General features: G+C 57.4%; 11 protein-coding genes. 5 read left to right on the top strand and 6 right to left on the bottom strand.

Annotated features, from left to right (window positions below):
* The first annotated feature begins 213 nt into the window (after positions 1 to 213).
* The gene (locus AC3IX4_RS24185) at positions 214 to 1,371 is read left to right on the top strand and encodes an ATP-binding protein (RefSeq protein ID WP_489257865.1); all 1,158 of its coding nucleotides are present in this window, start codon (positions 214 to 216) and stop codon (positions 1,369 to 1,371) included.
* A gap of 185 nt (positions 1,372 to 1,556) precedes the next feature.
* Here the strand turns inward: AC3IX4_RS24185 and AC3IX4_RS24180 are convergent, their stop codons facing one another.
* Positions 1,557 to 2,432 (bottom strand): helix-turn-helix domain-containing protein, encoded by an 876-nt coding sequence (locus AC3IX4_RS24180; RefSeq protein ID WP_489257864.1) that lies wholly within the window; start codon positions 2,430 to 2,432, stop codon positions 1,557 to 1,559.
* A gap of 133 nt (positions 2,433 to 2,565) precedes the next feature.
* On the opposite strand from AC3IX4_RS24180, the gene AC3IX4_RS24175 reads away from it, so the two are divergent.
* The 4 genes from AC3IX4_RS24175 to AC3IX4_RS24160 all read left to right on the top strand — a co-directional run bounded on the left by AC3IX4_RS24175 (position 2,566) and on the right by AC3IX4_RS24160 (position 6,392).
* Positions 2,566 to 3,480, top strand: coding sequence for a DMT family transporter (locus tag AC3IX4_RS24175; RefSeq protein ID WP_489257863.1), 915 nt, complete (start codon positions 2,566 to 2,568; stop codon positions 3,478 to 3,480).
* Between the two features lie 81 nt (positions 3,481 to 3,561).
* Positions 3,562 to 5,064 (top strand): glucosyltransferase domain-containing protein, encoded by a 1,503-nt coding sequence (locus AC3IX4_RS24170; RefSeq protein WP_489257862.1) that lies wholly within the window; start codon positions 3,562 to 3,564, stop codon positions 5,062 to 5,064.
* Between the two features lie 26 nt (positions 5,065 to 5,090).
* Positions 5,091 to 5,450, top strand: coding sequence for a GtrA family protein (locus AC3IX4_RS24165; protein WP_489257861.1), 360 nt, complete (start codon positions 5,091 to 5,093; stop codon positions 5,448 to 5,450).
* 3 nt (positions 5,451 to 5,453) lie between these two features.
* Positions 5,454 to 6,392 (top strand): glycosyltransferase family 2 protein, encoded by a 939-nt coding sequence (locus tag AC3IX4_RS24160; protein WP_489257860.1) that lies wholly within the window; start codon positions 5,454 to 5,456, stop codon positions 6,390 to 6,392.
* Positions 6,393 to 6,475: 83 nt separating this feature from the next.
* Here AC3IX4_RS24160 and AC3IX4_RS24155 read toward each other — a convergent pair whose 3' ends face one another.
* From AC3IX4_RS24155 to AC3IX4_RS24135, 5 genes are all read right to left on the bottom strand, one after another.
* Positions 6,476 to 7,129, bottom strand: coding sequence for a DUF2931 family protein (locus AC3IX4_RS24155; protein ID WP_489257859.1), 654 nt, complete (start codon positions 7,127 to 7,129; stop codon positions 6,476 to 6,478).
* A gap of 325 nt (positions 7,130 to 7,454) precedes the next feature.
* A complete protein-coding gene (locus AC3IX4_RS24150) occupies positions 7,455 to 8,108 on the bottom strand; it encodes a DUF2931 family protein (RefSeq protein ID WP_489261353.1) in 654 nt (217 codons plus the stop codon).
* Positions 8,109 to 8,436: 328 nt separating this feature from the next.
* Positions 8,437 to 9,090 carry a DUF2931 family protein gene (locus tag AC3IX4_RS24145; RefSeq protein ID WP_489257858.1) on the bottom strand — a complete coding sequence of 218 codons (654 nt, stop codon included), beginning with the start codon at positions 9,088 to 9,090 and terminating at the stop codon, positions 8,437 to 8,439.
* Positions 9,090 to 10,940, bottom strand: a complete 1,851-nt coding sequence (locus AC3IX4_RS24140; RefSeq protein WP_489257857.1) for a type VI secretion system family protein — start codon at positions 10,938 to 10,940, stop codon at positions 9,090 to 9,092. The genes AC3IX4_RS24145 and AC3IX4_RS24140 overlap by 1 nt, the downstream gene beginning before the upstream one ends.
* Before the next feature lie 280 nt (positions 10,941 to 11,220).
* The gene (locus tag AC3IX4_RS24135) at positions 11,221 to 12,195 is read right to left on the bottom strand and encodes a 2-hydroxyacid dehydrogenase (RefSeq protein WP_489257856.1); all 975 of its coding nucleotides are present in this window, start codon (positions 12,193 to 12,195) and stop codon (positions 11,221 to 11,223) included.
* Positions 12,196 to 12,212 lie beyond the last annotated feature (17 nt).

Raw genomic sequence — 12,212 nt, 5'->3', positions numbered from 1 at the left:
CCCTGATGAAGATAAATTTTTTCACGCAAGAAAGTTCGCGGGTATTAGCCATTACGGCCGGGCTGTGGGAGGCTTCCGCCACCTGGCCTATAATCGGTCTATAGTCGTTCTATAATCAGCTATAAAACCCTATATCCCCCTTCTGCCTAGGCTCTCTATAATTGGTCTATAGTCACTCTATAATTCCCTATAAACCTGAATTTGAGGCCTGAAATGACTGAAACCCTCTATCACCGTCCGGCCTTGGCTGCCCGGCTTTCGAAGCTAATCATGCAGGTCGCTGTGGGCAGTTCGGCAAGCTCAGGTGTCTTCCTGGCAGCGCCACGACGTACCGGAAAATCCACGTTTGCACGTGAAGACCTGCGACCCGCCCTTGAAGCAGCAGGGGCGATTGTGCTGTATGCCGACCTGTGGAAAGACCTGACGAAAGACCCAGGCCTTGTCATCGTAGAAGCAGTCCGCGAAGCGGTTGGGCGTAACGAGGGGTTCATCACACGGCTAGCAAAATCATCCGGCATGGAGAAGGTTACGGTCGGTGGCTTGAATTTCAGCTTGGACAAAATCGGGCTTGGAAAAGACATCGATCTCACCACTGCGCTTGTGGCGCTCTCCGATGAATCGCAGAAGATCATCGTCCTGATGATCGACGAAGCGCAGCACGCAATAACAACGGACGAAGGTGTGGCGGCTCTGTTTGCCCTCAAGGCGGCGAGGGACGAACTCAACAGTTCGAAACATCATGGCCTTCGCATCGTCTGCACTGGATCGAACAGGGACAAGCTGGCCATGCTACGCAATAGTAAGGATCAGGCATTCTTTGGCGCTTCCATGGTGCCGTTCCCCACCCTGGATCAAGACTTCATTGATTGGCTGTGCGCCAACCTTGACCTTCCCTGCGCGCTCGATCCAGCAGAGGTCTTCCAGTTGTTCAAGGAAAGTGGCTATCGCCCTGAACTGCTCGGCGCGGCGGCTGACGAAATCCGCTTCGACTTCATCATTGCCCCAGAATCTATACCGGCACGGTTTGCTGAGCTTGTTCGAGCGCAAGCTGATGAGTTGAACGCGAACCTCAAGAAGGTGATCCATAGCCTCACCCCGATCCAATCTGCCGTTATTCGCGTCATGAGTGTGAAGGGTGATCACTACGCGCCATTCGAGGCTCCGACCATGGAGCTGTACGCCAAAGCCATGGCGCAGGCGGGTATCGCAGCAAGCGACATAAAGGTTGAGGTGCCGGGAGTACAGCAAGCACTCATTGCCTTACAGGAGAAGAAATTGGTTTGGAAGGCTTCGCGGGGGGTGTATGCAGTCGATGAACATGTGATCGTCGATCTGCTTCGCGTCGATGGCCTGCTGGAAGGATTGTCCTGATCGGCTGAGGGTTGCGCTGGTTTGGGGTTTTAGATCAATAACTTGCCTGTTTTACCCACAATTCCAGTGGGCCTGCCTGTGGATAACATGTAGATCAACAGTGTCAGGCCTTGGCCTGTATGGCTTGTCGCAACGCTGTACATTATTTGTACAGGATTGGGCTTGAAAGTCGGAGCGCCGAACCTTCATTTCGCCAACGCCAACCGATACTCCCCCGGCGTCACGCCCACAGCCTGCCGAAACCGATTGGCAAAATGACTGGCACTGGCAAATCCACACGCCAGCGCCACTTCCCCCAGCGGCAAGCTGCCATGACGCAGCAGATGCCGGGCGCGGTTCAGGCGACGGGCCAGCACGTATTGATGCGGCGGTAACCCGAAGCTTGCGCGGAACATCCGCGCAAAGTGATATTCGGACAGGCTGCATAACCCCGCCAGTTGCCCAAGGCTGAGCGGTTCGGCCAGTTGTATCTCGATAAAGTCCAGCATCCGGCGCCGTTGATGCGGCGCAAGACCGCCCTTGAGTTTGAGGCCCTGGCGAATGCCGACCTGGCTGAGTAGTGCATGGCCGAGCATTTCATGGGCCAGGTTGCTGGTGAGTACGCGCTCGCCCGGCTCATCCCAGTTTAGGTTGATGAGCTGATAGAAGCGCCGGGTTTGTTCAGGGTCGTCGAGGAAGGTCCCTTCGCGCAGTTGCAGCTCGCGCGGCTCGCGATCGAGCAGGCCGATGCAGCCGAGGGCGAACTGTTCCTGGCTGAAATACAGGTGCACCAGGCGGATCTTGCCGTTGATGACCCACGCGGACTCATGACCCGCCGGCAGCACGCACAGCTTGCCCGGCGCACCCTTGCTGGAAGGGCTTTCACGGCGGAACGTCTCGGTGCCGCCGTCGATGTAACACGACAGGGTGTGATGTGTCGGCGCCTGGTAGTCACGGGCATCGTGATGGTTGTTCCACAAGGCCGCGCCCATACCATCGCCCAACTCGGCACTGTGCTCCAGGCGAGCATTGGGCGAGCTGTTCAACGATTGAAAGACTTGCAGATGGGCCAGGTTGGTCATGTGTATTTACCTCCAGGGTCATCCTACTCCGCGCCCTCTGTGCTGCCAGCCCTAGCGATGTAAAAAGCGCAAGTTTATGCAAGTCGGCCCGCCAGGATCCGAAGACACTGAAGGCTCAACCGGGAGCCTTGGCATGAACCTTTCTCTGTATTTACTGACTGTTTTGATCTGGGGCACCACCTGGATTGCCCTCAAGCTGCAATTGGGGGTGGTCGAGATTCCGGTGTCGATCGTCTATCGCTTCGGCCTCGCGGCACTGGTGCTGTTTTTGATTCTGCTGATCGGCCGCAGGCTGCAACCGATGAACCGGCGAGGGCACCTGATTTGCCTGGCTCAAGGTGTGTGCCTGTTCTGTATCAACTTCATGTGCTTTTTGACCGCCAGCCAGTGGATCCCCAGTGGGCTGATCGCCGTGGTGTTTTCGACCGCCACGTTGTGGAATGCGCTCAATGCCCGCGTATTTTTTGGCCAGAAGATCGCGGCCAATGTGCTCGGCGGTGGTGCCTTGGGGCTCGGTGGCTTGGGGCTGTTGTTCTGGCCGGAGCTGGCCGGGCATGCGGCCAGCCGCGAAACCGTTTTAGGCTTGGGCCTGGCCCTGATCGGCACGCTGTGTTTCTCGGCGGGCAACATGCTGTCCAGCCTGCAGCAAAAGGCTGGCCTCAAGCCATTGACCACCAACGCCTGGGGCATGCTCTACGGCGCATCGATGCTGGCGGTGTACTGCGTGGTCAGTGGTATTCCCTTTGCTATGGAATGGAACACTCGCTACATCGGGTCCTTGCTGTATCTGGTCATTCCGGGGTCGGTCATTGGCTTTACCGCCTACCTGACGCTGGTAGGGCGCATGGGGCCGGAGCGGGCGGCCTATTGCACGGTGCTGTTCCCACTGGTGGCACTGAATGTCTCGGCCTACGCCGAGGGCTATCAATGGACCTTGCCAGCCTTGGCGGGGCTGGTGCTGGTGATGCTGGGCAACGTGCTGGTGTTCCGCAAACCGCGCCCCTCACGACTCTTGGGGCCTTTGAATGGCAGCCTGAAGCCACAGTGATGGGCGCTCGACTACACTGGGTGGCGGTGGCGATCATGGAGGAGGGTGATGCGATGATTGCCCGCTTCATGAGGAGACGCGATGGGCCGCCACTCACTGTTCGATCGGGTGCTGTCACCGGGTGAAACGCTGGTGCTGTTTGTGGTCGCTGCATTCGTGTTTGTGTACCCGCTGATACTCGCGGATTTCTTCTACATCGATGACAGCTGGCGCTCGCAAATGGCCGGTACAGGCTGGCGCGACGAAGGCAGGTTATTCAACGAGCTGTTTTACCAGGCGCTGACCTTTACCGGGGCGGCGCCGAATATCTTTCCGCTGCCCCTGCTGATCGCCACCCTGGCGATAGCCTTTGCCCTGCGAAGGCTGGTCTTTCATTATTTCCGGCAACCCACCTTCAGTGCCTGTCTGGTGGTGCTGCCGTTGTGGTACAGCCCTTATTTTCTGCAAAACCTGTCGTATCAATATGACGGGCCGACCATGGCCCTGAGCTTGGTGGCGATGGTCTATGCACTGGCTTTCCAGTCCCGCTATCGCTGGTTGCAGATACTCTGGCCGGGCGTATTGATTGCCTTGGCGATGGGCCTCTATCAACTGAGCCTGAACGTGTTTATCGGGCTGTGTTGTATCGACGTGGTCCGGCTTGTGGTGGAGCGCCAGCCGCCGGCGCGTGTCTGGCAGATGGTGATCCTCCGGGTGGCTCAGTTGTTGGCCGGCGGCGTCGGCTATTACCTGACGGCTTATCAGTTCATGACGCCGTTGCGCCAAGGCTTGTTGAGCGTCCAACCGGATGTGTTCCATGAGTTGGGCACACGCTTGATGCTGGTCGTGACGCGAGTGGAGTTACTGGTCAACGGCGGCAATCGCTGGCTGTGCGTTTTGCTGGCCATTGGTGCGGTGCTGGCCTGGGGTTGGGCGGGATGGCGGATGTGGGGTAAGTACGGTTGGCGCAGCGTGGTGCCGTTGCTGTTCTACGTGCTCAGCCTGCCGTTGCTTTTGCTGTGTGTCTCGGGCTTCACCTTGTTGTTTCGCGAGTTCAACGATGGTGCGCGCACGCTCACGGGTCTGGGCAGCCTGTTGATACTGGTGTTCTATCTGAACCATGTCTGGCTGCATAAATGTCACTCCCGCTTGGGATTGGTGCTGCTGGTGCCGGTGTTCTGCCTGCTGTCGTTCAGCTACGTCTATGGGCGTGTCTTGAGCGTGCAGAAAGCGTTGACCGACACCGTCTTGCACCACCTGAGCTACGACCTGGGCAGCCACCGTGAACTGCGCGAGGCCAACAAGCTCTACATGCTGGATATCGGAACGAGCGCGGCCTGGCTACCAGGCGCCAGCGGTTCGACCACGCTGGTGCCCGCCCTGAAATACGTGCTCAATATCAATTTCTTTGTCCTGCCAGAGATGCTTCCCAGGGCCGGTTGGACCAACGTGATTCAGAGTGATCCGCCCTACACGGCGCGGCAGTTGGCGCAAGGCAATTTCCTGCCACTGGTGCAGGGCCGGTTTTATGACGTGTATGCGATCAACGGCAACGGCTTCATCGTAATGAAGCCTGTGACCGCCCCTGAGGTCTACCGGTGGTAAGCCCGTCTTTTTCACGAGGCCGCTTCATGCCCAGGCTGTTCAGCCGTTACCTTGCGGTGGGGTTGGTCAATACCGGCATTCACTGGCTGGTGTTCCTGATATTGCATTGGGAGCTTGGCCAGCCACAGGCCCTGAGCAATTTGGCAGCGTTTTGTGTGGCCGTGAGTTTTTCGTATTTTATCAACGCCCGTTTTACCTTCGGCGTACGGCCATCGGGCCTGCGCTACGTTTTGTTTATCGCTTTCATGGGGTTGATCAGCTTGCTGTTCGGTCATGGTGGCGATCGCTTGTCCCTGCCGCCATTGTTCACCCTGGTGCTGTTTTCGACCTTTAGCCTGGTGGTGGGGTATCTGTTTTCGAAATTCGTTGTGTTCAGGAGAACTTAACCTGTGAAGATTTCACTGATCGTTCCTGTGTTCAACGAAGAGCAGACGGTGGAGCTGTTCTATCGCGCGGTACGGGGTGAGCCGGCGCTGGCCGAGCTGACGGTAGAGATCATCTTCGTCAACGATGGCAGCACCGATAGCACCGACACCATTACCCATGCCTTGGCACAAGCCGATGACAACGTGCTGGTGATCAACTTTTCCCGCAACTTCGGCAAGGAATCGGCGCTGTTTGCCGGGCTGGAATATGCCAGCGGCGAAGCGGTGATCCCGATGGATGCCGACCTGCAAGACCCGATCAGTGTCATACCCATCATGCTGCGCGAGTGGCACAACGGCGCCGATGTGGTGTTGGCCAAGCGCCGCGACCGCTCGGCCGACAGCTACCTGAAGCGCAGCTCGGCCGCGATGTTCTATCACCTGCACAACAAGATCGCTTATACCAAGATCGAGGAAAACGTCGGCGATTTTCGCTTGATGGATCGCAAGGTGGTGCAGGCGATCCTGCAGTTGCCCGAACATCAGTTGTTTATGAAAGGCGTGCTGTCGTGGGTGGGCTTCAATACTGTGGTCGTCGAATACGACCGCGCCGAGCGAGTGGCGGGGGAGAGCAAGTTCAACGGCTGGAAACTCTGGAACCTGGCACTGGAGGGCATCACTTCGTTCAGCACCGTGCCACTGCGGCTATGGACTTATGTGGGCGGTTTAGTGTCGCTGTTTGCGCTGGCGTATGCGGTGTACATGGTGGTGGACAACCTGGTCAACGACAACGGCGTGCCGGGGTACCCGTCGCTGATGACAGCGATTCTGTTTCTGGGCGGGATCCAGTTGATCGGGATTGGTGTGTTGGGGGAGTACATCGGGCGGATCTACATGGAGACCAAGCACCGGCCCCGGTACGTAGTGAAGAATGTGGTGGGGCGGGATCGGGTGCATCGGTAGTTGATAGGTGAGCAGCGCCAACCTCGTCCCGACACGTAGACCCACCAAGAAGTGGGCCTACGGTGCAGGGTTTCACAGCAGTACTACCAACTGCCATACGGAATTCCGAACTCCTCGATGTAGCGCTTGGAGCGCTCGCTGATTTTGTAAGCGTAACGACCTTCGTTGCGCCCCAAATCCGGCCCCAAAAGCACCACTTCGCCTTGGGCCCGAGCGATTTTGATCGACTTATGGCATTCATCGTAAGTCCAGGCCTGGACAATGCCGCCCGGGGCCAGACCCAGGGTCACACTGGTGAGATAGGGGGCAGGGCTATCTGGATATTTTGGGCATCGTCTGGAGGTGGCCTTTCTCATGATTTGCCGTGCCTCTTCAGGGATTTCAACCCAGGCCTCATAAGTTTGCGGCTCGGCAATGGACTGCCAGCGAACATAGATCCGAATAGGAAGCGCAGCTCCCGATACGGCTTGGCCGATTCCCCCATACCCCGCCCACTCTTTTGCAGACGCGCTCTTGCTCTCTGGTTCGTCTCCAGCAAGGCGCCCTCCGGGGCGATGAAACAGCATGTTCGAGATATCAACCACGGCACTGTGTTCTACCTGAGCCAGCATGTAGTAGGGCGCGGTAAAGCCCAAGTTCCACCACGGCGATTGTGGATCTCGCTCCCCCGAAAGCGGGTCCCGTGCCTGGCAACCGGAGGTGAGCAAAATTGCCAAGAAGACGAATGCAAAACGCATCAACCACGGTCTCGCTCAGGAGTATGAGGATGAAGAGCCCTTTCGCCATCAGGCGTCGGAGCATTGACGTACAGCAGCAGCCCCGTGCGGGGATCTTTCCCTTGTAGAGCGATAGGCGGATTCCAATGGGCTGAGGTGTGGATGTAGCAAAGTTTGAGTAAGTGTTTTTCTTGCACCGTCATACGGTAGTTACCTTTAACGAAACGATCACATAAGAGTTCAAGTTCTTCGGATCTTCGGATATTTCAGCTGCAAATCGCCCCCCCGGCACATGACCGCAGGCCCACTAAGAAGTGGGTCTACGGTGCAGGGCTTCACAGCAGTACTACCAACTGCCATACGGGATTCCGAACTCCTCTATGTAACGCTTGGAGCGCTCGCTGATTTCGTAGGCGTAACGGCCTCCGCTCTTCCCTAGGAAAGGGCCTAGCGGCACCACTTCACCTTGGCCTCGAGCGATTTTTATCGACTTATGGCATTCATCGTCAGTCCAGGCTTGGACAATGCCGCCGGGGGCTAAGCCAAGGCTCACAATGGCCATGTACGGCGAATTGCTGTCTGGATATTTGGGGCACCGCCGGGAGGTGGTCCTTTTCATGATTTCCCGTGCTTCTTCCGAGATTTCAACCCAGGCCTCGTATGTTTGTGACTCGGCAATGGACTGCCAACGGACATAGATACGCCGGGGAAGCGCGGCACCCGACACGGATTGGCCAATGCCCGAGTGCCCCGACCATTTCTCTGCAGACGCGACCTCTCCCTTCGGCTCGTCTCCATATGAGCCGCCGCCGGGACGATGAAATACCCTATTAGAGATATCAACGACTCCACTGTGCTCAACATAAGCCACCATGTAGAAAGGTGCCGTAAAGCCCAAGTTCCACCACGGCGAGTGAGGATCGCGATCCCCCGAAAGTGGGTCCCGTGCCTGACAACCAGTGGTCAATATCAGAGCCAAGAAGACGAACAGCACTCGCATCATCCACGTGCTTTCTCAGGAGCATGAGGATGAAGTACCCGTTCGCCATCGGGCGTCGGAGGATTGACGTAAAGCAGCAGCCCCGTGCGGGGATCTTCCCCTTGTAGAGCGATGGGCGGATTCCAGTGGGCGGAGGTGTGGATGTAGCGAAGCTGAAGTAAGTGCTTTTCTTGCGCTGTCATACGGTAGTCACCTTTAACGAAACGATCACATAAGTGTTCAAGTTCTTCGGGTTTTCGGATATTTCAGCTGCAAAGCGCCCCCCCCCCAGCACATGACCGCAGGCCCACCAAGAAGTGGGTCTACGGTGCAGGGCTTCACAGCAGTACTACCAACTGCCATACGGGATTCCGAACTCCTCGATATAGCGCTTGGAGCGCTCGCTGATTTCGTAGGCGTAACGGCCTTCGTTGCGCCCCAAATCCGGCCCCAAAAGCACCACTTCACCTTGGGCCCGAGCGATTTTGATCGACTTATGGCATTCATCGTAAGTCCAGGCCTGGACAATGCCGCCCGGGGCCAGACCCAGGGTCACACTGGTGAGATAGGGGGCAGGGCTATCTGGATATTTTGGGCATCGTCTGGAGGTGGCCTTTCTCATGATTTGCCGTGCCTCTTCAGGGATTTCAACCCAGGCCTCATAAGTTTGCGGCTCGGCAATGGACTGCCAGCGAACATAGATCCGAATAGGAAGCGCAGCTCCCGATACGGCTTGGCCGATCCCCCCATACCCCGCCCACTCTTTTGCAGACGCGCTCTTGCTCTCTGGTTCGTCTCCAGCAAGGCGCCCTCCGGGGCGATGAAACAGCATGTTCGAGATATCAACGACGGCACTGTGTTCTACCTGAGCCAGCATGTAGTACGGCGCGGTAAAGCCAAGGTACCACCACGGCGAGTGTGGATCTTGCTCCCCCGAAAGCGGGTCCCGTGCCTGACAACCGGAGGTGAGCAGAATTGCCAAGAAGACGAACGCAAATCGCATCAACTACGGTCTCGCTCAGGAGCATGAGGATGAAGCACCCGTTCGCCATCAGGCGTCGGAGCATTGACGTACAACAGCAGCCCCGTGCGGGGATCTTTCCCTTGTAGAGCGGTTGGTGGATTCCAGTGGGCGGAGGTGTGGATGTAGCGAAGCTGGAGTAAGTGTTTTTCTTGCGCCGTCATACGGTAGTCCCCTGCGACAAAGCGATCACATAAGGGTTTAAGCTCTTCTGGAATATTGAATTCTGATAAATCAGGTATGTCTTTGAAGGGCGCACCTTTCTGTTTCGCTAACGCATGCATCACTCGCAAATACACTCGAGACAACTCGCCGCGTACCTGGCGTTTGAGTTCGAGCGCAACGTAGACCCGTTTTTCGCGAGTGCCCATTCGGTCCAGGGGATCAACCGGCAAGAGCTTCGAGGCGGGGATCACTATTTCAAGCATCTCGGCAGGCCAGCCCATGGCGCGATAATTATCGTAGGCTTCACGGGCATATTTGTAGATGGAGGTAACCTCTACGGGAGTAGAGAGGGGGACTGAGAGCGCCAGCATCGGGGAGATCAATACCCGCTCTTCAGCGCTGGGGTGGTAACCGCCTCCTAGATTCGAGTGCGCGCCGGGCAATACGATTTCTGGATGGTCGGGGCCGACTCGATTGAGCGCGAAGTTCGCACGAGTTTCGTCGCCGGCGACTAGGTGCACCACATTCGGGAATCGTTTGACCGGCAAATGAAGATTGACACCCGGTGCACTCGGGCTGCGGATATAGCCGAAATTGTCTAAGCCACCGACCGAGGCGACGGTGTCGAACAGACCGATAAAGCCGACATCAATGTCGTTCTGAAAGTCCCCCCTGAACGAACGAGTGAACGATATTTTTTTATTCGTTACTACGGTTTGCAATGGCCCGTTTGCGCCAAGTGCGACCTCATTAGCAAAGTGCCGCGCGGCAGCAGCGCCTCGGCTGAAACCAAACACATCAAAGATGAGGTGACTGATTTCACGGGTTGGGTTCTGTTCTCTGAAGCGCTCGAGTTCAGTATTAACCTCCGTAATAGCATGCTCTACCCGACCGGCTACCCCAGTTTTTCCGCGGCCCATCATTGAGCCCAACAGGCTATCCTTTTTGCCTGCAGTAGTACCAATACCTTCAATGTAGATGGATCGAACAGCCTGCTTTAGCGTCGTCCCACCTTCAATTTTTTCAGGCGCATGATAAAGATCACTCAGCTTTCTGATGTTCGTCACATCATTCCCATAACTGCTCTCCGGGTCGCTCATATAAGGCTTGCAACTGATTTCCACGTCTTCGGGCAATATCCCAACTGACAAATTGCACTGCGCCCCCAACATCGCATTGGTCGCATTGTTACCGGTGCCATCAAAAAACACGCCAATACGCAAGGTAACGCCAGCGACCATGTCCTCCTGCTGCTCTTCTTCCTCCTCTTCCTCTTCGAACACGTTCGGTGGGTTGTCATCGCCACGCCACGCGGCTTTCCTGTCCGGCATAACCGGCTGCTTTACCGAGGGAGCATCGAAAGACTGAGGAGGGCTGAAGCTTGTGTGATGTTGCGGAGTGGAGCCAATCAAGACCGTGCCAGAACCACCGATAACAACGCCACCCTGGGAGCTTTCGGAACCCGTGACAACGGCAGGTCGGCCATTGATCAGTACATTGGGGATGACCTGGGCGTTGATCGTTGCACCACAGGCGGTGCAATCACCCAGACGGGCGGCAGGCAAGCCGTCGAACAGTACGTTCGGCGAGCCAGAATCGATCTGGGTTTCGCCGCAACATGGGCATCTGACAGCATCACCCTGGCGGGCAGCAGGTTTACGAGACATGGCCTGTTCCTATCAATCAGAAAGAGGCCAGACCTTGGCAAATTACGGGAAAAAGATAAGTAGGAAAAATCCACATCACTGCGCGGGAAGTTTCCCAAAATTCCGTTGTACGACTCGGCACAGGTGGTGCTGAAGCTGGGCAGCACAATCCCAAGGTAGGAGCCGGCCTTGGCCGCGATGAACGCACCGCGGTTTGCCTGATGCACCGCGGTGCGTTCATCGCGGCTAAAGCCGGCTCCTACCCCAAAGCCGTGACCCGTGACCCGCGAGGCGTCGGGGTTCAGCCCTTCCACACCTGCGGGTTCACCAGGTCCTGCGGGCGTTCACCCAGCAATGCTGCACGCAAGTTATCGACCGCCCGGTTCGCCATGGCATCACGGGTTTCGGCGGTGGCCGAGCCTACGTGTGGCAAGGTCACAGCGTTCTTGAGCTGGAACAGCGGAGATTCGGTCAGCGGCTCTTTCTCGTACACATCCAGCCCCGCGCCACGGATAGTGCCTTGTTGCAGGGCTTGCACCAATGCCGGCTCGTCGACCACCGGCCCGCGGCTGATGTTGATCAAGAACGCGCTGCGCTTCATCAGGGCCAGTTGTTCGTGGCTGATCATATGGCGGGTCTTGTCGCTCAAGGGCACGACCAGGCAAACAAAGTCCGACTCGGCCAGCAGCTGCTCAAGGCTACGGTACTGCGCGCCCAACTCTTGTTCCAGCGCTGTCTTGCGGCTGTTGCCGCTGTACAGGATCGGCATGTTGAAGCCCAGGCGGCCACGGCGGGCGATGGCGGCGCCGATGTTGCCCATGCCGACAATCCCCAAGGTCTTGCCATAGACGTCGCTGCCGAACAGGGCCGGGCCGACGGTGGCTTTCCATTCGCCGGCCTTGGTCCAGGCGTCCAGTTCGGCCACTCGGCGGGCGCTGCTCATGATCAGCGAGAACCCCAGGTCCGCGGTGCTTTCGGTCAGCACGTCGGGGGTGTTGGTGAGCATCAGCCCACGTTCGTTGAAATAGGCCACATCGTAGTTGTCGTAGCCGACCGAAACGCTGGACACCACTTCAAGGTGGGTGGCGGCTTCCAGCTGCTTGCGACCCAGCGGCCTGCCAGCACCGATCAGGCCATGGGCGTGGGGCAGGGCTTCGTTGAACTGGGCGGCGATATCGCCCTGTTTCGGATTTGGGATGATCACGTTGAAGTCTTGCTGCAGGCGCTCGGCCATGGGTGCCGTGATGCGGCTGAAGGCAAGGACAGTCTTTTTCATCGGGCAAATTCTCGGCG

Source organism: Pseudomonas sp. KH_021 (assembly GCF_057838865.1).
This window is presented reverse-complemented; position numbering and strand designations above follow the sequence as displayed.

Coding starts and splice junctions, on each gene's coding strand:
- AC3IX4_RS24185 (WP_489257865.1), top strand. CDS start 214: ATGACTGAAACCCTCTATCACCGTCCGGCCTTGGCTGCCCGGCTTTCG.
- AC3IX4_RS24180 (WP_489257864.1), bottom strand. CDS start 2,432: ATGACCAACCTGGCCCATCTGCAAGTCTTTCAATCGTTGAACAGCTCG.
- AC3IX4_RS24175 (WP_489257863.1), top strand. CDS start 2,566: ATGAACCTTTCTCTGTATTTACTGACTGTTTTGATCTGGGGCACCACC.
- AC3IX4_RS24170 (WP_489257862.1), top strand. CDS start 3,562: ATGGGCCGCCACTCACTGTTCGATCGGGTGCTGTCACCGGGTGAAACG.
- AC3IX4_RS24165 (WP_489257861.1), top strand. CDS start 5,091: ATGCCCAGGCTGTTCAGCCGTTACCTTGCGGTGGGGTTGGTCAATACC.
- AC3IX4_RS24155 (WP_489257859.1), bottom strand. CDS start 7,129: ATGCGTTTTGCATTCGTCTTCTTGGCAATTTTGCTCACCTCCGGTTGC.
- AC3IX4_RS24150 (WP_489261353.1), bottom strand. CDS start 8,108: ATGCGAGTGCTGTTCGTCTTCTTGGCTCTGATATTGACCACTGGTTGT.
- AC3IX4_RS24145 (WP_489257858.1), bottom strand. CDS start 9,090: ATGCGATTTGCGTTCGTCTTCTTGGCAATTCTGCTCACCTCCGGTTGT.
- AC3IX4_RS24140 (WP_489257857.1), bottom strand. CDS start 10,940: ATGTCTCGTAAACCTGCTGCCCGCCAGGGTGATGCTGTCAGATGCCCA.
- AC3IX4_RS24135 (WP_489257856.1), bottom strand. CDS start 12,195: ATGAAAAAGACTGTCCTTGCCTTCAGCCGCATCACGGCACCCATGGCC.